Source organism: Parvularcula mediterranea (assembly GCF_013085255.1).
GTDB lineage: Bacteria > Pseudomonadota > Alphaproteobacteria > Caulobacterales > Parvularculaceae > Parvularcula > Parvularcula mediterranea.
On sequence record NZ_JABFCX010000003.1, the window covers coordinates 354,987 to 376,460 of the forward strand.

The window sequence follows — 21,474 nt, forward strand, 5'->3', positions numbered from 1 at the left end:
GAAGGGCTCTGGCGGCACGTCTCCTGTCGTGGCGAACAGGGCGCCCTTCCCGAAGAGGGCGCGCATTTGGAATCTTGGTGATTGAGTCATGGAGAGGTTGTCAACTTTGGTCTCGGTTCGTAGCTCTAGAAGCCGTGAGTCTCGCAGCTATGTTACCTCTCTTTCTTTTTCGATAGAAAGCCAACTTTGACGCCGCATGGGCCACAACCCGCTCCAGCCTGCTCTAAGGCAGCCTGCTGCCTCAAGATGCCGGTCACGCAATTCCGGCAAATAAGCCGTGAGAAAAAAGCGATGTTCGGCAACTCATTTTCTATCTCGTCGCGCGTGGTAAACGCCCTCATCCTTCGCGAGCTCAATTCGCGCTATGGAAATTCTCGGCTCGGCTATCTTTGGGCCATCGCGAACCCGATCATCTCCATAATGGTTCTCTTTTTTCTATTTTCGACGATCCGGTCGCGTGAGACCGGTGACATTCCGATCCTGATGTTTTTGGTGACCGGTTGGTTCAGCTACGGTTACTATCAGACGATGGTTAGCTCGATTGCGAATGGCGAGGCAGCAAATCGATCTTTGATGATGCATCAGCCAGTGACACGGCTCGACGTCATGGCAAGTAGGGCTGTAGTAGAGACGCTGACGACAGTATCATTCTTTGTTGTCGGTGTTGCGATAGCAGCAATTATAGAAGATGCTACACTTCCCAACGATCCAATATTGGTTCTCGCAAGTTTCGCCGCTGCTGGTACCTTTGGCCTGTCGCTCGGCTTAGCAATGGGCGCGATCCTGACCTACTTCCCGTTCGCCATGAACTTTCTGCAACCCGTAAACAGAATAGGGTTTTTCGTATCGGGAGTCCTTTTCACCGCGACAATGCTACCCTCATGGCTTTACCCGTATATTCGATGGAACCCTATGCTCCACCCAATCGAGGGGATCCGGCAAGGTTGGTTTGAGGTCTACACGTCGCCTGTCCTTGATTTGACATATACATTTTCAATCGCCCTGCCCCTCCTCGCCGTCGGACTTTATCTCGAACGCCGCACCCGTCGCGGGATAAAATTCTCATGACGAATGCCAAATTCCTCAGCGTCAAGAATGTATCGAAGTCCTACAAAACGAAAGTGGGCTGGAACCAAGTGCTGCGAAACGTCTCCTTCAGTCTTTCGCCGAGGGACAGGTTGGGCATTCTGGGCCGAAATGGCGCCGGGAAATCCACGCTATTACGGATCGTCGGAGGAGCAGAGCTACCTGACACAGGCCTGATCGAAAAAGACATGAGCGTGTCTTGGCCAGTCGGGTTCAGCGGTCATTTGCAGCCCGCGATGTCGGGTCGAGCGAACGTGAAATTTTGCGCTCGCGTCTACAACCGTGAGGTGGATGAGGTAGTCGATTTCGTTTCACGCTTCTCCGAGCTAGGCTCATATCTTGAGGAGCCGGTTCGAACATACTCGTCAGGCATGAAAGCCCGCCTCGGCTTCTCTCTCTCAATGGCGATCGACTTTGACTGCCTCCTCATTGATGAGGTGACGGCTGTCGGAGATGCGGTTTTCAGGAAGAAGTGCGAGGCTGCGCTTCTGGAAGTGGCGGAGACCCGGTCCTTTATCATGGTCAATCACGGGCTTCAGGCGATCGACCGTCTCTGCAACCGCGTCATCGTTCTTGGCGTGGAGGATGAGCCGGTTCTTTCGACTCGGGTCCATAAGACGATTAAAGCGTACGAAAAGGCGCTCCTCGGCGGTGAGTGGCAGCGCGTTGAAGAATGAATGAGAGCCAACCCATGCACGGCAACATAGACAGCACCAGCGATCAGGTGACGCACCAGAGGCTGCCAGGCCTGCAGCGGCCGAGCATGACCCGCGCGGAAGCTCTGGCGTTCGTGAAGAAGCGTCCCTTCGCGAGCTTCTTTGGAACCTGCTTCGTGCTGTTCGGGCTGTACTTCGGGTTGATCCACCCGCCGGTCTATGTGGCGGAGACCCAGTTCTCGATCCGCGGGAAAGACTCAGGCCCGGCTTCGTCGTCGCTTCTATCGACCTTCATCCCCAATTCCGGGACCGGTGGAATCTCGGAGAGCGTCGCAGTTCGCGAGTACATCCAGTCTCCGCAGATGTTGGAGAACCTGAACCAGGAGAACGACCTCAGGTCGCTCTATGCGAGGTTTCGCATCGATCCTCTCAACCGTTTGCCCCGTTCCGCATCGAGCGAGGATTTCCTCACCTTCTACCGCAACAGGATCGATGTCTTTCTCGACCGCGAAGCAAGCATTCTGCGCGTTCGGGTCCAGTCCTACACGGCGCAATCCGCCTACGATATGGCCGGCGATATTGTTCGGTTCAGCGAGAATTACGTCAACGACCTCTCCGAGCGTGTGCGTGAGGCGACGCTTGATGACGCTCGCACCCAGGTCGAAATCGCCCAGGGCGACGTCACCGACATCCGCCTGGCGATGGCTTCGTTCCGGAACACGTCCGGTGAGCTGGATCCCGCAGCGACGGGTGCTGCCGAGGTCTCTGCCCTCATCGCCCTCGACGCGGACATCACGCTCCTCAAGTCACAGCTCGCCTCGCAGCTGGCGATTAACCGCGCAGATGCACCGCAGGTCCGCTCGATTGAAGCGCAGATCTCGAGCCTCGAGCGCCAGGCTGCCGAGCGACGAGCATCGCTCGCATCAAGCTCTGAGGACGATACGCTGGCCGCCCTCCTCCGCGAATATGAGGGGCTGGTCATCGACCGCGAATATGCAGAAACTCGCCTGACTGCCGCCATGGCGTCACTGGACAGTGCACGTCAGCTGGCGAATCAGAGAGAGCGTTTCGTTGTGCCTATCGTTGCCCCGACCATGCCGACCGTCGCGACCGAGCCAAGAAGGTTCGCCCGCTTCTGCCTGGCCATGATCCTGTCGATCCTCGCCTACGGTGTCGTCAATTATACGATCGCCGGGATCAACGACCATGACCGCTAGGCTTCTCGGCCTTCTCTTTGCGCTGTCTGTCGCGCTGGGCTCCGCCTTTGCGCAGACCAATCCGCTGGGCGGCCTGTCGGCGTCCCAGCGTCAGGCTCTGGAGCAACGTACCCAGCAGGCGACGCAGCAGGGTGTCTTGATCCAGCAGGGTGTCGCCTCGCAACAGGGCGAAGCGGCGGCTGAGGAACGGGCATTCGATCTGCTTTCGGAGTTTTCCGAAGACGCGAACTTGCCGATGTTTGGCTCACAGCTCTTCAACCGTCCGCCCGCAGCCTCACGCTCGGCGGCAGACTCCAGCTACCAGCTAATGACCGGCGACCGGATCGCGGTCAGAGCGTTCGGTGCGTACAACGCGGATATTGTCAGCGATATCGACGCCAATGGCTTTCTCTTTATTCCCGAGGTCGGTCCCGTAAATCTTGCAGGCCGCCGCGTGGCGGGGCTGCAGTCTACTATCGAACAGGCCGTTCGTCGGACGTTCACAGACAATGTTCGGGTCTACGCCACGCTCCTTACGCCTGGGACCGTCTCCATCTACGTGTCCGGCGATGTCCCGCGGCCCGGCCGCTACATCGGCGGATCGAACGACGACGTTCTTTATTTCCTCGGTCTCGCAGGCGGTCCGCACCAGGAGCGCGGCAGCTATCGCGACATTCGCGTGATGCGGAATGGTGAGCTGGTCGCGCGTACCGATCTCTACGCGTTCCTACTCTCCGGCCAGGAGCCGGACATCGACCTCCGCTCAGGCGACGTGATCTTCGTCACCCAGCGCGGTCCTGTGGTCTCGGCCTCTGGCGACGTCAGCGCGCCCTTCGCCTATGAGATGCTCGGCACCCGTACGGGCGGTGCGCTGATCGATCTGGTCAGGCCCGACGTGTCGGTGACCAACGTGACCCTGACCGGCACCCGCGATCGTGAGCCGTTCAAGCGCTACTTCACCCTCGACCAGTTCAGGTCCTTCCCACTTCAGACGGCGGATAATGTCCGGTTCAGCTCGAATGCCTTCGGTGACGATATTGCCGTCGCAGTCCAGACGACCTCGCCGGACGTCGAGGCGGTCTACATACTGCCCCGCAAGGCCAAGCTGTCCGAGCTCCTCTCGCTTATGAGCCTCGACACGAACCTCGTTGATCCGAACTCGATTCACGTGAACCGCCTGTCCGTTGCCGAACAGCAGAAGGCAGCTCTTGAAAGTTCTCTCGCGCGGCTCGAGCGCAGCGCCTACCTTGCGACGTCGATCAGCAACGAAGCCGCAGCTCTCAACCGCGCACAGGCGAGCGCCATCTCTGCCTTCGTCAGCCGCGCCCGGCGTGCCGAGCCTGCAGGCACCATCACGGTGATGGAGAACGGTCAGCTCAACGACCTTGCGCTTGAGGATGGCGATGTTGTCGTCATCCCGGACAAGACCGACGTGATCCTAGTCGCTGGCGAAGTCATGTCTCCCGGCGCATTCGTCGCTGGTCGTCGCGAGCGTGTGGGTGACTATGTCGAGCGCGCAGGCGGCTTCCAGTCTCAAGCCAACAAGCGCGAGTTCGTCCTCATCAAGCGATCGGGTGCTGCCCTCCGCGTTGGCTCAAGGCACATCCCGGAGGCTGGTGACCAGATCCTCGTGCTGCCGAAGACGGGCGGTAATGCCTTCGTCCTCGCGAAGGACATCACACAGATCATCTTCCAACTCGCCCTGTCGACCGCGACGGTCGCGCGCCTCTAGCGGCGGGTGGCTGATCGCGGGAGAGATGCCTCTGCCCCGTGGCGGGTCAGGCTTTGCGGCATGCTCGGAAAGCCAGCAGACGGAGCGCTGCGCATCGGGATCGTCGCCCCAGGGGTCTGGCGACGGCGGAAGCGGCTTGCCGAGCTCATGGGCCCGGACGTCGCGTTCAGTTTCGGCATGGTCGGCGGCTGCGACGCCATCGCTGGCTGGGGCCTTAAGGGTGATGGCCGTCAGAGGGCGGAAGATCTTGGCAAGCCCTATCTCGCCCTCGAAGACGCTTTTATCGCCAAGGTTGGCGGCGATGAGAAACGCTTTGGCCTTCTGGGCCTCGCGGTCGACCCGGTCGGGATCTATTACGACGCTTCGCAACCATCCTTCGTTGAGGAGCTGATCGCGGCGAGCGCAGACCACCCCGCTACGACGAACCTCGTGCCGCTCATCCGCGAGTTGGGTATTTCAAAGTTCAACCCGTTAGGCTCCGAAGCCATGGAGGGCGTGCCGGACGGGCTCGATTACGACGCCATCGTCGTCGACCAGATCGCAGGCGACCTTTCCATCGCGGGTGGCCTCGCGAAGGCTGAAGATTTCGAGCGCATGCTGACCGCTGCCATCGACGTCCACGGCGCCTCGCGCGTCGCGGTCAAGCTCCACCCCTATGACGGCGTAGGCGGACGAACAGGCCATCTCGGCGAGCTGGCCAAGCGCCACGGTCTCACCACCCTGCCCCATCGCGGAAACTGGATGACGTATGCGGAGCGTGCGAGCCGCGTCTACGTGGTCTCGTCGAACGCAGGGCTAGAAGCGCTGATCGCCGGAGCGGACGTCAGCTGCTTCGGCACCCCCTTCTTCGGAGGCTGGGGCCTGACCGAAGATGTGCAGCCCGTCAGCAGAAGAACGGCGAGGCCGACACTCTCCCAACTCTGCCAGGCCGTCTACGGAGAGTATGGACGCTATTGGTCGCCATCCCTTGAGAGACAGGCGACCGTCGCGGAGCTGGGGCACTTCATCGAAGCGCAACGAAAGCAGGCCAGCGTCTTCCGGAGCGGCCTATCCCTCCACGGCGTGCAGAAGCTGAAGCGCAGCCACATCGCGCCGTTCGTGGAGCCTGCCGGAGATCTCAGCATCGTGCCTAAGATCGCGCCCAGCGATGCACCCTCGGCGCGCGAAGGGGTTTGGGCATCACGGGCGATCAAGGATGAAGCGGCAGACCGTCAGTGGGCAGAGCGCGAGCGGTTGTTTGTGGAGGACGGGTTCCTGCGCTCGGCGGGTCTCGGCGCTGATTTGATCCGCCCCGCGTCCCTCGTCTTTGACGAGCAGGGGATCTACTTCGACCCGTCGCGACTCAGCGACCTCGAAACCATGCTGCGCGAGCGTGACTTGACGGAGCGTGAGAAGCGGCGCGGGGCCAACATCCTCCGCCTCCTGAAGGATACCCGCGTCAGCAAGTACAATGTCGGCGGCTCCCTCCCCGGTATCGAGCGGGACGGCCGCCCAGTCATTCTCGTTCCTGGCCAGGTGGAGAATGACGCCTCGATCCTGCGAGGCGCAGGCGAGGTCCGAACCAACAGGGGCCTTCTTCTCTCCGCGCGTGAAGCGCAACCGGACGCCCTGATCCTCTACAAACCGCACCCGGATGTAGAACAGGCCGGCAGGCCGGGTCATGTTCCCGATGCTGAAGAGATCGCCGACCACGTTCTGAGCGACGTGCACCCCGCGGACGCCATCGACGCCTGCGATGAGCTTCACACCATGACGTCGCTCATGGGGTTCGAGGCACTGATCCGCGGCAAGGCTGTACGTACTTACGGCGCCCCCTTTTATGCCGGGTGGGGCCTCACCGAAGACGATGCCGAGATGCCGCGGCGCGGATGCCAACGCTCAATCGAAGAGCTCGTCTATCTCAGCCTCGTTGCCTATCCGCACTATGTCAGCCCCAAGACCTTTGTGCCTTGCGGCCCGGAAGACGTCATCGAACTACTCGCCGGATCAGGGCCCGCGAAGCCTTCCGTCCCCGGAGCACGCGCTGCGCTCCGCCTCTGGCGAAAGCTCAGGACTGCACCGGACTATCTCAGATAATCAGCCGTGCTCGGCGACGTCGTGGAGATAGGTCTTGTAGTCGTTCTTGAAGGCGTCCGCGAGCTTGAGCAGCGCGTCCTTCGTGATGAAGCCTTTGCGGAATGCCACCTCTTCAGGGCAGGCGATCTTGAACCGCTGGCGCGCCTCAAGCGTTTGCACAAACTGGCTGGCCTGCAGAAGGCCGTCGAAGGTGCCTGCGTCGAGCCAGGCCGTGCCGCGCGCAAGCTGGCTGACGTTCAGCGTACCGCGCTGGAGGTATTCGTCATTGATCGATGTGATCTCAAGCTCTCCGCGCGCGGAAGGCTTCACGTTCTTCGCGATCTCGGTGACGTCCTTGTCGTAGAAATAGAGGCCGGTGACTGCCCAGTCGCTCTTGGGGTTCTTCGGCTTTTCCTCGATCGAGAGAGCCTTCCCGTCCGCGTCGATTTCGACCACGCCGAAGGCCTCTGGGTCGGGCACGCGGTAGGCGAAGACGACAGCGCCGTCCTCGATTTTTCCAGCCTTCTGGAGCTCGCCCGACAGGCCAGCGCCGTAGAACATGTTGTCGCCGAGTGCGAGGGCGCAGGGCTGTCCGCCTACGAAATCTTCGCCGATAATGAAGGCCTCGGCGAGGCCGCGCGGCTCGTCCTGAATGGCGTATTCGAAGCGCACACCCCACTGCGAACCGTCACCGAGAAGCTGCTTATAGAGGTCCATCATCTCAGGCGTCGCAATCAGGAGGATGTCGCGAATGCCTGCGAGCATAAGCGTCGTGATCGGATGATAGACCATAGGCTTGTCGTAAACAGGCAACAGCTGCTTCGAGATTGCGCGGGTGATCGGGTAGAGGCGCGTGCCGTGCCCGCCTGCAAGGATGATGCCCTTCATGGTCAGTCAGTCTCCTGAAGAACGCGCCGGACGATCCCCGGCACGGGTTCGCGCCAATCCGGGAGGCGGACGCCGAAGGCCTCCTCGAGGGCGCTGGAATTGAGAACGGAATAGGTCGGCCGCTTGGCCGGGGTCGGATAGTCCGATGACGGAATTCGCGTGACGCTGGCCGTAGGCCCACCAGCCTCGGCGCTCGCCTCGAAGATGGCCTGGGTGAAGTCGGCCCAGACCCCCTCACCGCTCGCGGCCATGTGGTAGGTGCCGAAAGCAGCGCCATCCTTCATCTTCGGAGCGAGCTTCAGGAGCGCCTCGGCGATGTCGTGAGAGCTGGTCGGCGCGCCGCTCTGATCGGCAACGACGGACAGCTCATCGCGTCCATCAGCCACCCGCAGCATGGTCTTGAGGAAGTTCTTTCCGTAAGCACCGTAAACCCAAGCCGTCCTGAGGATCAGGTGCTCCGGGTTCGCATCCGCTACTGCCATCTCACCCGCTAGCTTCGACGCGCCATAGACGCCCAGCGGGTCAGTCGGATCGCTCTCGACGTAGGGACGCTCGCCTTCGCCGTTGAAGACGTAGTCCGTAGAGATATGAATGATCGGGATGCCCTGCGCCGCCGAAGCCTCCGCCAGATGGCGTGGCCCTGTCTCGTTGCCGGCATAGGCGGCTTCACGGTCCTGCTCTGCCTGATCGACAGCGGTGTAGGCCGCAGCATTGATCAGGACGTCAGGCTTCTCGCGGGCGAGCGCTGCGTCGACACTGGCACGGTCGGCAATGTCGAGGTCAGGCCTGCCGAGGCAGACGAGTTTCACGTCATCGCGCCCTTCCGCGGCTTCGGCTAGCGAGCGGGCGACCTGGCCAGAGCGACCGGCAACGAGGATCTTCAGCACACTCATTTCTTGTCGATCAGGCCGAGACGCTTGCCGTCATAGACCTTGGCCCTGAGGGGTGCCCACCATTCCTCGTTGGCGAGATACCAGTCGATCGTCTGGGCGATGCCTGTGTCGAAATTGTACTGCGCCTTCCAGCCAAGCTCATCTTCGAGCTTCGTCGCGTCGATGGCGTAGCGCTGGTCGTGACCGGGGCGGTCTTGAACGAATTTGATTAGCTCACGGCGAGGGGTGTTGGCCTGCAGCTTCTCATCGAGCGCATCACAAATCGTGTGCACGACCTGCAGGTTCGTTCGCTCGTTCCTGCCGCCGACATTATAGCCCTCGCCAAGACGGCCCTTCGTCAGGATCATGTAGAGCGCGCGCGCATGGTCATCGACGTGGAGCCAGTCGCGGATGTTCTGACCATCGCCATAGACGGGCAGCTCTTTGCCCTCCTTGGCGTTGAGGATCATCAGTGGCATGAGCTTTTCGGGGAACTGGAACGGCCCGTAATTGTTCGAGCAGTTCGACAGCACGACCGGCAGGCCATAGGTTCTATGCCATGCCATGGCGAGGTGGTCCGAAGCCGCCTTCGACGCCGAATAGGGCGACGACGGATCATAGGCCGTGGTCTCGTGGAACAGCCCTTCTGCACCCAGTGATCCGTAGACTTCGTCGGTCGAGATATGGTGGAAGCGGAACGCTTCCTTCTCCGGATCACCGAGCTCGTTCCAGTAGCCGCGCGCTGCTTCGAGAAGCTGGTAGGTCCCCATGATGTTGGTCTCGATGAAAGCCTGGCTGCCCGAGATCGAGCGGTCCACATGGCTCTCCGCCGCGAGGTGCATCACGTGGGTGGGCCTCTCATCGGCAAAGAGTTTCTGCATCGCCGCGGCGTCGCAGATATCGAGCTGGAGAAACTTGTAGCGCGGGTCCTGATCGACGCTTTTCAGCGTGTCTAGGTTCGCAGCATAGGTGAGCTTGTCGACGTTCACGACCTCGGCGTCGGTGTCGGCGATCAGGTGGCGGATGACCGCCGAACCGATGAACCCTGCGCCGCCGGTGACGATGATCTTCATGGGTCAGCCCTCGTAGGTGAAGTGTTCGGGAAGCTCCGCGAGCGTCGGATGCTTGGTGTCTTTGTCAGAGAGGACAGGCTGGCTGCCGCCAAGGCCCCAGTCGATGCCGAGCGCCGGGTCGTCCCATGCAAGGCCGCGATCGGCGTTCGGGTCGTAATAGCCCGTCACCTTGTACTGAACTTCCGTGTCGGGGGTCAGGGTGACGAAGCCGTGCGCAAAACCCACCGGCACCCAGAGCTGGTGGCCATTGTCCGCCGTCAGCTCGGCAGAGACGTGCTGGCCGAAGGTCGGCGAACCTTTTCGGATGTCGACCGCCACATCCAGGATCTTCCCTGCCGTACAGCGGACAAGCTTGCCCTGGGGCGATGGAGCGATCTGGAAGTGAAGGCCGCGCAGGACCCCCTGATCGCGGCTCAGCGAGTGGTTGTCCTGAACGAACGGCCCCTTGATCCCCGCATCATCATAGCGATCCGCATGGAAAGTCTCGGAGAAGAAGCCGCGATGGTCGCCGAACCGCTTGGGTTCGACGAGGATAACATCGGGAATGGCAAGGCGTGTGAACATGTTGCTGATCTCCCCTCGCAAGGCCTAAGGCACCTGCTGCGATGCACAAGCCCCTTCCGTGAAAAAATCAGGCGAAGGTTACGCCAGCTTTCGCATGGAGGCGCTTCAGGAGGTCTTCGCCAAGCGCCGCGGCAGGGGTGAGGATCCCGCCCTCGCCTTCAGGCCTGTCCTCATTGAGGCAGTTTGCGGTCTCCGAGATCATCTTCGACGTGGAGCCGTAGCCGGGGTCCTTGTCGCCTTTCACGACGCTCTCGAAGCGCTGGCCGTCCTTCGTCGTGCCGATCAGAGCCAGCTCGAAGAGGCCGTTCTCGCGCTCTTCCTTCGAGGGTCCTTCGCCAGGCTTCGGTCCGTCGTCGCTGGCCATCGACTTGTCAGTAGCCATCGCTTCAGCACGCGCCTTGCCCTCATCGCCATCGCCCGTCGGGACCATCTCGTCATACACCAACTCTTCGCCGTAGCTGTGGCCGGTCAGGTAGTTGGTTCGATGGACGTTCTTCGTGTTGATCGACGCCATGATGAAGGGCGCGAGCCAGGTCTTCTCGGCCTCGTCGTAGCGGACTTCCATACCGTTCGGCTGCATCGGGCCCTTGAAACCCGGGCAGAGGGAGAACGGGTTCTTGAGGTCCTTGAGCACCTGTGGATCCTTGAAGGCCGCCGCCATCGTGGCCTTGAAGCTCGCGGCCGTACCGCCTGAGAAGGTGCCCTTCATGGCCCGGACCAACAGCTTCACGCGCTCGGCGGGAGCACCAGCGCCGGCCTTGGCCTTGTTCTGGACGTGCAGGACGCCGAGGTCGGACGGGATCGAATCGAACCCGCAGGAGAAGACAATGCGCGACCCGCTGGCCTTGGCTGCGTCATGGGCTTCGCGGATCTTCGCGGCCATCCAGGCAGGCTCGCCGCAGAGGTCGGCATAGTCGGTGCCGGCGTCGATGCAGGCCTTGAGCAGCTTCTCACCATAGAGCTGATAGGGCCCGACCAATGTCACGATCGTCTTGGCGCTCTCAGCCATCTTCTTGAGAGCAGCGTCGTCCTCGCCGTCGGCGACGACCAGCGGCGCGTCGATCCCCAGCTCATCGCGGACCTCGGCCAGCTTGGCCTCGTTGCGGCCCGCCATGGCGAAGCTCTTGTGCCCTGTTTTACCGAGATACTCAGCGACCAGGCGACCCGTGAAACCACTGGCGCCATAGACGACGATGTCGAATTCCTTAGCCATAAGGCGTCTCCTCTTTTGCCTGTCGGGGTGCGGGTTTTGAGGACCGGAAGCAAGGGGGCGGATCAGCCCCTGGCCACCTTCATCCACGCGGCCTCGTCCCAGACCGTCAGCTCAAGCTCGCGCGCCTTTTTCTCTTTCGAGCCAGCCTTCTCTCCAGCCACGACGATATCCGTCTTCTTCGACACAGAGCTCACCACGCGAGCACCGAGCCTCGCCGCGAGCGCCTTGGCCTCGTCGCGCGTCATCTCGTGGAGCGTGCCGGTGAAGACGATGCTCTTGCCGGAAAGCGGCCCGTCATCGGCGGCCTGCTGCGGAGCTTCAGGCTCGGTTTCAGCAAACAGCCGGTCAAGCACCCCGCGGTTGCGCTCCTCAGCGAAGAAGTCGCGCAGCGCATCCGCCACCGTCTCGCCGAGCCCGTCGATGGAGATCAGCTCCGCACGCGCAGGACCTTCTTCCTCCTGAAGGCCGATCCCCAGCGCCATGAAGGCTTTTGGCGAAGAGAAACGCTGGGCCAGCAGCCCAGCCGTGATCTGCCCCACATGGCGAATGCCGAGGGCCGCGATCACCTTGCCCAGAGGCCGGGTCCGTGCCGCGTCGATCGAGGCAAAAAGGTTGTCGAGGCTCTTCTGGTTCGTCACTTCATCCGTGAGCACCGTTTCGCCGCCCACGGCCTTTTTCTTGTAACTCTTGAGCGGGGACCGTCCGTCCCCGTCATTGAAGGAACCCTCATCCTCGCGCGCCCGAAGCGTGAATATGTCGGCAGGCTCCTTCACGAGACCAAGCTCGACAAAATCGGCAACCTGACGCTCGCCGAGCCCGTCAATATCAAGCCCGGCCTTAGAGACGAAGTGCTTCAGACGCTCCTTCTGCTGCGCCGGGCAGATCAGGCCGCCCGTGCAACGGCGCACCACGTCTCGCTCGCCCGTCCGCTCGTTCAGCTCACGGACGGCGTCTGAACCGCAGGCCGGACACGTCTCGGGAAACTGGTAGGGTTTCGCACCTTTCGGCCGCTTCTCTTCGATCACGCGCAGGACTTGCGGGATGACATCCCCTGCCCTCTGGATTTCGACAGTATCGCCCTCGCGGACATCCAGACGCTCGATCTCGTCTTGATTGTGGAGCGTCGCGTTCGACACGACCACGCCGCCCACCGTGACAGGCTGAAGCCGCGCCGTCGGCGTCAGGGCGCCAGTCCGTCCAACCTGAATATCGATCCGCTCAAGGACGGTCGTCGCCTTTTCAGCAGGAAACTTGTGCGCAATGGCCCACCGCGGCGCACGGCCGACAGAGCCCAAGCGCTCCTGCCAGTCGAGGCGGTCGACCTTGTAGACAACGCCGTCGATGTCATAGTCGAGGCTCGCGCGCTGCTCCTCGATCAGGCGGTAGTGCTCCAGCGCTTCATCAGCGGACTGACAAAGCTTCGCGAGCGGGTTCGGCGGGAAGCCGAGCTTTTCGAGCGCTTCCACCGTGCCCGAAAAAGTCTCGGCGAGAGGCGCGGACATCTCACCGAGACCGTGGGTGAAGAACGCCAGGGGGCGGCTCGCCGTGACCTCCACATCCTTCTGGCGCAGGGACCCCGCAGCGGCGTTGCGAGGGTTGGCGAAAACCTTCTCGCCAGCCTCCTCGAACCCCTCGTTCATCGCAGCAAAGTCCGTCTTGGACATGTAGACTTCGCCGCGGACCTCCAGCACGTCAGGCGCTTTCTTCACCGTATGCGGAATGTCATCGACAGTGCGCAGGTTGGCGGACACATCCTCGCCGACCGAACCGTCACCGCGCGTCGAGCCAAGGACCAGCTCGCCCTTTTCATAGCGAAGGTTCGCGGAGAGACCGTCGATCTTCGGCTCCGCCATGAGCGCAACAGATTCGTCTTCGGAGAGACCAAGAAACCGCCTGACCCGTGCGACGAAGTCATGGACGTCTTCGTCCGTGAACGCATTGTCGAGGCTCAGCATCGGCCTTGCGTGGCGCACCTTGGAGAAGCGTCCAGTTGGCGCGCTGCCTACCTTTTCCGAAGGGCTGTCCGCCCGCTTCAGCTTGGGGAACTGCTCCTCAAGCGCGAGGTTCTCCGTACGCAGAGCGTCATACTCTGCGTCGGTCATGATCGGATCTGCCTCTTCGTAGGCGATGTCGGCGCGTGCCATTTCCGCCGCGATGTCTTCAAGCCGCTTGGCGGCTTCTTTCTCGTTCAGGGTCTTGCCGCTCACGCAGCCTCCAATAGCTTGGTCGCAGCGGCGCGCGCTTCGTCAGTCACGGTTGCGCCGGAGAGCATACGCGCAATCTCCTCGCGACGCTCCTCATCGCTCAGCCTGCGGACATCCGTTTTGACCCGCGTCTTGCCGGACTTCTCGACCTTGAAATGGATCAGGGCACGCGCAGCAACCTGAGGCGAGTGGGTCACCACCAGCGTCTGAGCATCCGAAGCGATCTTCGCCAAGCGCTCACCGATGGCGTCAGCCACCGCGCCGCCCACGCCGGAGTCCACCTCGTCAAAGACAATTACCGACCGGCCATCCTTCGCCGTCAGGACAGTCTTCAGCGCAAGGACGAACCGTGACAGCTCACCGCCGGACGCGATCTGCTTGAGGGGGCCGAACGGCGCGCCGGGGTTGGTCGAGACCTCGAACAGCACGTGATCCGTACCCCCAGCCCCCGCAGGGGCATCAGGCGTCACCGCGACCCTGAACTGCGCCTTGTCCAGCTTCAGCGGCTTGAGCTCGGCCATCACGGCCTTCGAAAACTTCGCAGCAGCCTTCTGCCGTTTGGCGCTGAGACTCGCGGCGGATTTGCCGTAGCTTTCGGCAGCCAGCTTCTCCCGCGCCCGCAGTTCGGAAAAGCTCGCTTCGCCTTCATCGAGAAGATCGAGCTGCTGCGAAACCTCCTCCGCATACGCATGGAGCCCATCAGGCTGGCGCCCATACTTCCGCCCCGCCGCACGCAGTGCGAAGAGCCGCTCCTCGGTCTCCTCCAGCGCCGCCTCATCCATGACAAACGCATCCGCCGCATCGAGAACAGCGCCCCGCGCATCAGCGAATTCCGCCATCGCGCCATCGAGCCGCTGAGCCGCTTTCAGGAGAGGCGCAGCCGCCTCTTCCCCCAGCCGCTCCGCTGCGCGCTCGATCCGTCCGGCTGCTGAGGATAGCCTCGCCTCAAGCCCGTCATCACCCAGCGCACCGATCGCAGCTGACAGCTCTTCGGAGACCTTCTCCGCCGCCATCAGCACCGCCCGGCGCTCGGCCAGCTCGGCCTCTTCCCCGGCCTGAGGGCTGAGCCTCTCAAGCTCCTCGGACACGTGCCGCAGGTAGTCCGCCTCACGCAGGGCCGCTTCCTGCTGCGCCTCGCGCTCCTCAATGTCCGAGCGGATGGCGCGCAGATCGCCCCATGCCCGGCGTACCGCCTCGCGCTCCTTCGCCACACCCGAAAAGTCATCGAGCAGGTCCCGGTGCAGCGCTTCATCCATGAAGCCGTGGCTCTCATGCTGGCCATGCACTTCGATCAGGCTCTGGCCGATCCGTCTCAGCACACTGACGGGTACCGTCTGGTCGTTGATGAAGGCGCGGGATTTCCCGTCCGCATTCTGCTGGCGGCGCAGGATGATGAGGTCGTCCTCCGTCGGGATACCCGCCTCATCGAGAAGGCCCCAGACCGCATGTCCTTCGCCCGCCTCGAACACAGCTGTGACCACGCCCCGATCCTGGCCAGCACGAACAAGGCCCTTGTCCGCCTTGCCGCCCACAGCGAGCCCCAGCGAATCGAGCAGGATCGACTTCCCCGCCCCCGTCTCACCAGTGAGCGCGGAAAGACCGCCGCCCAACCTCAAGGTCAGGCGGTCGATCAGCACAATGTCCTGAATGGTCAGCTCGATCAGCATACTTCAGGATCCTTGGCCACGCTTCTGCATGACCGTCAATACGGGGGTTTAGCCCTTCGGTTTCCGCTTGGCGAAGACAACGCCCTCGTTCCAGGTCGGACGCTCGGGGTCGTTGGCAATCCGTGTCACGAGATCCGCGGTCAGGGTGGTGAACTTGGCCGCATCCTTCCAATTGATGGGCAGGTCCATGTCATCCGAAGGCTTGTGATAGTGCGTCTGCATGAACGTCTGGAAGTTCTGCAGGTTCTCACCCTCCATCCCGCTGAAGAGGAAGAGCGACGGGATGCCCTCCTGCACGAAGCGGTAGTGGTCCGAACGGACGAAGAGCGACATTTGCGGGACAGGATCGGGCGATGCGTAGAGGTCGACTTCTGCGGCAGCGGCCTTGAACGGCGCTTCGAGCGATGAATACTCCATGCCGAACGCGATGATCGAGTTCAGCGGATAGACCAGCACCGGCATGTCAATGTTCACGTTCGCCACGGCCTCATAACCAAGCGAGCCGATGTTCCGCGCAAGGTGCGCAGCGCCGAGGAGGCCTTTCTCTTCTGCCGTGAGGGCCGCGACGATCACCGTCCGGCGGTTCTCGCCAGCCTCGGCGATCTTGCGGGCCGCTTCCATGATGATGGCCGTACCCGTCGCATTGTCGAGGGCGCCGTTGTAGATATCGTCCGTCTCCGGATTGCCATCGTCGCGGGTGCCGACATGGTCGAGGTGCGCGGTCAGGACGATCGCCTCACCCTTTAGCGCAGGATCCGTGCCCGGAATGACGCCGACGACGTTCCACGCGTCGATCGGCTCAGCCTTGCCGCCGGTTTCAAGGACAGCCGAGGCAGGGAAAGAGAAGTTGATGTTCTCGCCAGCGCGGACTTTCTCAACGACAGCGTCGAAGTCCTGACCCGCATCTTCAAACATGGACACAGCAGCGTCCTTGCCAAGAAGCGCCGTTGCCAGCGGCTTGGCGTAGCCTTGCCCAAGGCTCACCTGCGTGCGGCCCGGGCGGGCGAAGTTCGTGAACTGCTGGATCGCGCGACCGTTCGGATCGACGCGCAGGATGCCGATGGCGCCCCGCTCAGCTGCGAAGTTGCGTTTGGTGTCGTTGCGGCGGAGGTGGACCGAAGCAGGGTTGTCCTCGATCTCCGGCGCGCCGTTGATCATCATGACGATCTTACCGCTGACATCGATACCTCTGTAGGCATCAAGGCCAAGCTCAGGCGCCACGATGCCGTCACCGACGAAGACGACCTGACCGGCGGCCCGGGCCTCTTCAACACCCATGTCACCGACAGCCGGGAGGAACACGACGTTCTCGCCAGCGGTCGTCTCGATCGAATTGCCCTTGGAGCTGATCGTCAGGCTGCCATCCGTCGCGCCGAGGTCGACATTGTAGAGCGGCACATTGTGGCGGTACTCAGGAGCTGCCGGCGCGATACCGCTGCGAGCGTAGAAGCCTGCGACATAGTCCGAAGCCAGCTCATAGCCCTGAGCGCCCGTGTCCCGGCCGCCCAGCGCGTCGTCCGCGAGATAGGCCACGTGGCTTTTCACCCGCTTGTCGAGAGAGGCGCTGAAAGGGCTGAAGGACGCGCAGGCGCTGAGCCCCGCGGCCATGGCGAGGACTGCGGCAGAGCGCAGGATCGTGCGGTTGATCATGAAAACCGTCTCCGAAGACTGGAACTTGCGAGGCTAGCTAGCCGCTGGCGGCTCCTGCGTCCATGCGTCGGGGAGGCCCGCCGCGCCGCAACGCCTATCTCCCCACCATGAGAAAGCGCGGCAAACAGGTGGCGAAGAGCAACCTCCCCGAAAAGACCTGCCCGGTCTGCGACCGCCCGTTCACGTGGCGGAAGAAGTGGGAAAAGGTCTGGGACGAGGTCGTCTACTGCTCCGAACGCTGCCGCCGTGACAAGAAAGGCAAGGCTTCCGCATGAGCGCACTGACAAGCTTCCCGCAGGGGTTTCGCGCCGCCGTCTGGGGCGCATCGGGCGGCATAGGCCGGGCCTTCGCGAACCACCTCGCGGAAGACCCGGCCTGCGGTGAGGTCGTGACCCTCTCGCGCTCGGGGACAGGGGCAGGAGCGAGGCACGTCACCTATGACCCCGCGGACGAGCCCTCCCTCAAGGTTGCCGCGGAGGAAGCTGCGGCAGGAAACCCGCTTCACCTCGTCATTGTCGCCACGGGCACGCTCCATTCCGACAGCTACCAGCCGGAAAAGGCGCTGCGGCAGCTCGAGGAAGACGCCTTCCTCGAAGTGATGCGCATCAACGCCCTGCTTCCCGCGCTCATCGCGAAAGCAAGCGTCAATCATCTGGACAAGGAGCGTTCGGTCTTCGCAGCGCTCTCGGCAAGGGTGGGCTCGATCTCCGACAACAGGCTCGGCGGCTGGCACAGCTACCGCGCGTCGAAATCAGCGCTCAACATGCTGCTCAGGAACATCGCCATCGAAACCGCCCGCAGGAACAAGGGCGCAGTCATCGCCGGTATCCATCCGGGTACGGTGGATACGGGCCTATCCGAGCCCTTCCAGGGCAACGTTCCGGAAGGCAAGCTCTTCACGCCTGAGTACTCAGCAGGCGAAATGCTGAAAACCCTCGACGGCCTGACGCCGGAAAACTCAGGCGATTGCTTCGACTATGCGGGCAAGCGGATCGAATTTTGAGATAAGGCCGGTGGTGCGCGTACCAAGGATCGAACTTGGGACCCCTTCGATGTCAACGAAGTGCTCTACCGCTGAGCTATACGCGCTGAACCGCCGGAAGCGCGGCAATAGCGAAACAGGTGAGGCGGCTCAACCCTCTTTTTCGGGTTTGTAGCGGATAAGTCCCTCTTGCGCCGTGGAGGCCACGAGATCGCCGCTCTGGTTGAAGATCCGGCCCCTTGCGAAGCCTCTTGCGCCGCCGGACCAGCCTGAATCCATCGTGTAGAGATGCCAGTCACCGACCTGCGGGTCCGAATGGAACCAGACCGCATGGTCAATGCTCGCAGACTTCAGCCCCTTGTAGGTCCAGTGAAGCCCATGAGGCAGCATCGACGTCCCCAGCAGCGCAAAGTCCGAGGCATAGGCAAGCACTGCCCTGCCGGCGATGGCTGGGTCTGGCGGAGGCGCGGTCAGCCTGAACCACATGTGCTGGGTCGGCTCGGTCTTCCGCCCATAGAGCGGATCGAGGTTCACCCGCTTGAGCTCCACCCCCCGCTCCCGCGCCATGAAGTTGCGGAAGCCTTCGGGCAGGTGAGTAAGCTCCGGCGCGATCTCGGAATCAGAGCGCAGCTCCTCTGGCCCCGGCACGTCTGGCATCTCGTCCTGATGGCTGAGGCCCTCCTCCGGCTTATGGAAGGAGGTGATCATGTTGAGGATCGGCTCGCCGTTCTGCTGGGCGATGACCCTTCTGTTCGAAAAGCTCCCGCCGTCGCGGTCCCGTTCCACCCGGTAGATGATCGGCAGGGCGTCATTGCCTGGCCTGACGAAATAGGCGTGGAGCGAATGCGCGCGCCTGTCCTCGCTCACTGTCTGGGCGGCGGCGGCAAGCGCCTGGGCCACCACTTGGCCGCCAAAAACACGGCCCTTGGCCTCGGGGTCACGGGCCCCGCGGAAGAGGTTCAGGTCAAGCGTTTCGAGATCGAGAAGCTGCAGAAGCGATTCGGCTGGGGTCATTCCCCTTGGGTGCGCCGCAGCGAGCGGCTTGGCAAGAGCACGCGCGCTTCGATTCCTTCGAGATGGATCCTGGATCAAGTCCAGGATGACGATAATGGGGAGGTGGTCTCTCCGGCCGTCATGCTTGACTTGATCCAGCACCCATCAAGAAAAGAGAACACTGCGCTCAGACGTAGCGCGCACCCGCAACTTCCCCGAAGCTCCTGAGAAGGCCGAGGAGGACAGGCAGCGTTGGAATCACGGGTCGTCAGGCGTTTTCTGGGGTTCGTCCTCTTCTTCGTCGCTTTCCTTCTCACAGGGCTGATCGCCCTTGAGAGCAGTGGCGGCGGCACCGGCAACACGCTCCATGATGCCTACCGGATCGTCGCCATGTTCGCCCTCAACGGCGATTGGGCCTTCGAGGAAGGCCCCGTCCTCAGGGGCATGAGCTTCATCGCGCCGCTCGCCACCGTGATCGGCATCGTCGAGCTCCTCGGCCGCAGCGTCGTTGCGAAGCTGAACCGCGACTGGAAGCTCCTCAGGATGCGCCGCCACGCCGTGGTCTTCGGCCTCAACAAGGAGAGCCTCCTCCTGATGGAGGGGATCAGCAAAGGCCGCAGGGCACCGCGCCTGATCGTCGTTGGCGAGGCCGCTGGTGAAGACGAACAGCTCGCCCTCTCCCGCATCGGCGCGGTTCTTCTCGAGGACTTCGGCACCGACGAGCTCTTCCAACAGGCCATGGTCGACCGCGCCGACGTGCTCATCTCCTTTATTCCCGATACGGATGAAGCGATCACCCTCCTCACCCGCCTAGACGGCTACCTCTCCGGCCGACCGAAGAAGCGGCCGCCGCTCGATCTTTGGATGCGGATTGATAATCCGAAGCTCGGCGATCAGCTAGCGGAGTATTTCGGCTACGGCCACTTGCAGGAACGCCTGCACCCCCGCTTCTTCAGCCTCGAAGAGACTTCGGCCAGGAGGCTGTGGAGAAGCTGGCCCCTCGACAGCGCGGCAGAGGCGCAAGGGCAGGACCAGCTCCATCTCGCCGTCTACGGCTTTAACCGCCTCGCCTCGCAGATCATGGTGGAAGCGGTCCGCCAGAGCAGACCCTCCCCGGACGCGCCCATGAAGATCACGCTGCTCACGGACGATGTCGAGGAAGCGCGAGAGAAGCTCTCTGCATGGCGGCCCGGGCTCAAGAACTGCGCTGAGATCGACGTGCGCAAGCTCCCCTTCCACCGAACCGGCATCGCCAATGACGACTATCACTGCCTGCCCGAGGGCGCGACGGCGCATGTCGTCTGCCACGAGGACGCGACGGCCTCTGCCGCAACCGCCCTGTCCCTCAGGCGCCTCCTCTTGATGAAGCCAAACGGCACGCCCGCCGAAGAACCGCGCAGGCTCAACGCCCCGATCTTCGTCCGCTTCGAGCGACCGACCGGAATTGGCCAGCTCCTGAGCGGTGATCAGGGCACGGACGACGACCATATCTCGAGCTGGCCCGATGGCGTCGAAACCTTCGGCGGCTATGACGCCATGCTTTCCGGCGATATGCGCGATCCTCTTGAGCCCACGGTCATCGACACAGCCCGCGAAGCCATCGCACGGCACATCCACCTCTCCTACCAGCTCGGCGTCAACGAAGCTGCGAAGCTCCATGAAGGAGGCCAGGTCACACCCGCGGCTGAACGGAGCTGGCAGACCCTGGCGCCCGAGTTCCGGGACAGCTGCCGCCATGCCGCCGACCACCTCTGGACGAAAGCCAGGACCATCGGCTCACGGATCATCGCGGAGCCGGGTTGGCGGAGCGATCTCAATCTCGGCGCTGACGCAACCGGGCGGCTAACCCGGATGGAGCACCAGCGCTGGACCCATGAGCGGTTCCTCTCTGGCTGGTCCTACGCCGAAAAGCGCGTCGACGCCGCCAAGCAGCATCCGCTGCTCCGCCCCTATGAAGAGCTGCCCGAAGACGCCCGCAAGATCGACGAAACCCTTGTCGCCCGCATGGGCGGCGCGCTCAGGGCGGCCAAGCTCTCAGTGCGCAAGGAGCATGTGGTGGGCATCACGGGGCACAGGCTCGGCACCGACAGGCCCTTCGACAAGGCCCACGTCCGCGCACTGCTCATCGAGGCATTCTGCAGGCTGAAGGCCGAGCATCCCGAGGACGCCGTCACCCTCCTGACCCCCCTCGCAACAGGTGCCGACAGCCTCGCCGCCGAAGCTGCCCGGGCTGCAGGTGTTCCTTACACAGCCGTTTTCCCGCTCCCCTTCGAGGCCAGCAGGCGGGACTATGAAGAAGAGGAAGGCGGGCTCAACACCTTCCTGAACCTCGTTGCAGGGGCCGAGCGGGTGATCGAGTTGCCCCTCCTATACGGCGACCTCGCGGACGTCGCTCCCGATGCAACTGGCGTGTCCGAGGCACGCGATCATCAGTATGCCCTCGCAGGGGGCTATATCGCCCGCCGCTGCCACACCCTCTTGGCTGTCTGGGACGAAGAGCCTGCTCGGGGCTTCGGCGGCACGGCAACCATCGTTGGCTGGGCGAAGGAAGGGACGGTTCCTGCCGACTACGCGCTCGAGAGCCCCTTCACCCCGCCGGAAAAGCCAGCGGAGATCGTGCTCATCTCACCGACAGCGTGAGGC

General features: G+C 62.7%; 17 protein-coding genes and 1 tRNA gene. 8 read left to right on the forward strand and 10 right to left on the reverse strand.

The features are described from left to right. Positions 1-246: 246 nt before the first annotated feature. Genes HK107_RS10565 through HK107_RS10585 form a run of 5 tightly spaced genes read left to right on the forward strand, consistent with a single transcriptional unit; the run spans position 247 to position 6,746 of the window. Positions 247-1,068: an ABC transporter permease gene (locus tag HK107_RS10565; protein ID WP_173199534.1), complete on the forward strand. Its 822-nt coding sequence runs from the start codon at positions 247-249 to the stop codon at positions 1,066-1,068. Continuing rightward, a complete protein-coding gene (locus HK107_RS10570; RefSeq protein WP_173199536.1) occupies positions 1,065-1,763 on the forward strand; it encodes an ABC transporter ATP-binding protein in 699 nt (232 codons plus the stop codon). The genes HK107_RS10565 and HK107_RS10570 overlap by 4 nt, the downstream gene beginning before the upstream one ends. Positions 1,764-1,777: 14 nt before the next feature. Next, positions 1,778-2,959 (forward strand): hypothetical protein, encoded by a 1,182-nt coding sequence (locus tag HK107_RS10575; RefSeq protein ID WP_173199538.1) that lies wholly within the window; start codon positions 1,778-1,780, stop codon positions 2,957-2,959. Further along, positions 2,949-4,670 (forward strand): polysaccharide biosynthesis/export family protein, encoded by a 1,722-nt coding sequence (locus tag HK107_RS10580; protein ID WP_173199540.1) that lies wholly within the window; start codon positions 2,949-2,951, stop codon positions 4,668-4,670. The genes HK107_RS10575 and HK107_RS10580 overlap by 11 nt, the downstream gene beginning before the upstream one ends. A gap of 60 nt (positions 4,671-4,730) precedes the next feature. Beyond that, on the forward strand, positions 4,731-6,746 hold the full coding sequence (locus tag HK107_RS10585; protein WP_173199542.1) for a capsular polysaccharide biosynthesis protein: 2,016 nt from the start codon (positions 4,731-4,733) through the stop codon (positions 6,744-6,746). Here HK107_RS10585 and rfbA read toward each other — a convergent pair whose 3' ends face one another. From rfbA to HK107_RS10625, 8 genes are all read right to left on the reverse strand, one after another. Further along, positions 6,747-7,613 (reverse strand): glucose-1-phosphate thymidylyltransferase RfbA, encoded by an 867-nt coding sequence (rfbA, locus tag HK107_RS10590; protein ID WP_173199545.1) that lies wholly within the window; start codon positions 7,611-7,613, stop codon positions 6,747-6,749. It abuts the gene before it with no gap. A 2-nt stretch (positions 7,614-7,615) separates the two neighbouring features. Beyond that, the gene (gene rfbD / locus HK107_RS10595) at positions 7,616-8,506 is read right to left on the reverse strand and encodes a dTDP-4-dehydrorhamnose reductase (RefSeq protein ID WP_198912391.1); all 891 of its coding nucleotides are present in this window, start codon (positions 8,504-8,506) and stop codon (positions 7,616-7,618) included. Further along, entirely contained in the window at positions 8,503-9,558 is a 1,056-nt protein-coding gene (gene rfbB / locus HK107_RS10600; protein WP_173199547.1) for a dTDP-glucose 4,6-dehydratase, read from the reverse strand. Before rfbB ends, rfbD begins: the two co-directional genes overlap by 4 nt. A 3-nt stretch (positions 9,559-9,561) precedes the next feature. Then, positions 9,562-10,122 (reverse strand): dTDP-4-dehydrorhamnose 3,5-epimerase, encoded by a 561-nt coding sequence (rfbC, locus tag HK107_RS10605; protein ID WP_173199549.1) that lies wholly within the window; start codon positions 10,120-10,122, stop codon positions 9,562-9,564. 67 nt (positions 10,123-10,189) lie between these two features. Further along, positions 10,190-11,335, reverse strand: a complete 1,146-nt coding sequence (locus HK107_RS10610) for a saccharopine dehydrogenase family protein (protein WP_173199552.1) — start codon at positions 11,333-11,335, stop codon at positions 10,190-10,192. Positions 11,336-11,397: 62 nt separating this feature from the next. Continuing rightward, positions 11,398-13,542, reverse strand: a complete 2,145-nt coding sequence (gene ligA / locus HK107_RS10615; RefSeq protein ID WP_332871542.1) for an NAD-dependent DNA ligase LigA — start codon at positions 13,540-13,542, stop codon at positions 11,398-11,400. Next, positions 13,539-15,206, reverse strand: a complete 1,668-nt coding sequence (gene recN / locus HK107_RS10620) for a DNA repair protein RecN (protein ID WP_173199554.1) — start codon at positions 15,204-15,206, stop codon at positions 13,539-13,541. The genes ligA and recN overlap by 4 nt, the downstream gene beginning before the upstream one ends. 48 nt (positions 15,207-15,254) lie before the next feature. Next, a complete protein-coding gene (locus HK107_RS10625; RefSeq protein WP_173199556.1) occupies positions 15,255-16,856 on the reverse strand; it encodes a M28 family peptidase in 1,602 nt (533 codons plus the stop codon). 107 nt (positions 16,857-16,963) lie between these two features. Between HK107_RS10625 and HK107_RS10630 the strand changes: the two genes are divergently transcribed. Next, positions 16,964-17,131, forward strand: a complete 168-nt coding sequence (locus HK107_RS10630; RefSeq protein WP_173199558.1) for a DUF2256 domain-containing protein — start codon at positions 16,964-16,966, stop codon at positions 17,129-17,131. Next, entirely contained in the window at positions 17,128-17,859 is a 732-nt protein-coding gene (locus tag HK107_RS10635) for an SDR family NAD(P)-dependent oxidoreductase (RefSeq protein ID WP_173199560.1), read from the forward strand. Before HK107_RS10630 ends, HK107_RS10635 begins: the two co-directional genes overlap by 4 nt. Before the next feature lie 11 nt (positions 17,860-17,870). Here the strand turns inward: HK107_RS10635 and HK107_RS10640 are convergent. Continuing rightward, a tRNA-Val gene (locus tag HK107_RS10640) sits at positions 17,871-17,945 on the reverse strand. A gap of 43 nt (positions 17,946-17,988) precedes the next feature. Beyond that, complete coding sequence (locus HK107_RS10645; RefSeq protein WP_173199562.1) at positions 17,989-18,852, reverse strand: acyl-CoA thioesterase; 864 nt, start codon at positions 18,850-18,852, stop codon at positions 17,989-17,991. A 231-nt stretch (positions 18,853-19,083) separates the two neighbouring features. Here HK107_RS10645 and HK107_RS10650 point away from each other — a divergent pair, with 231 nt between their 5' ends. Continuing rightward, positions 19,084-21,471: a RyR domain-containing protein gene (locus HK107_RS10650; protein ID WP_173199564.1), complete on the forward strand. Its 2,388-nt coding sequence runs from the start codon at positions 19,084-19,086 to the stop codon at positions 21,469-21,471. The last annotated feature ends 3 nt before the right edge of the window (positions 21,472-21,474 follow it).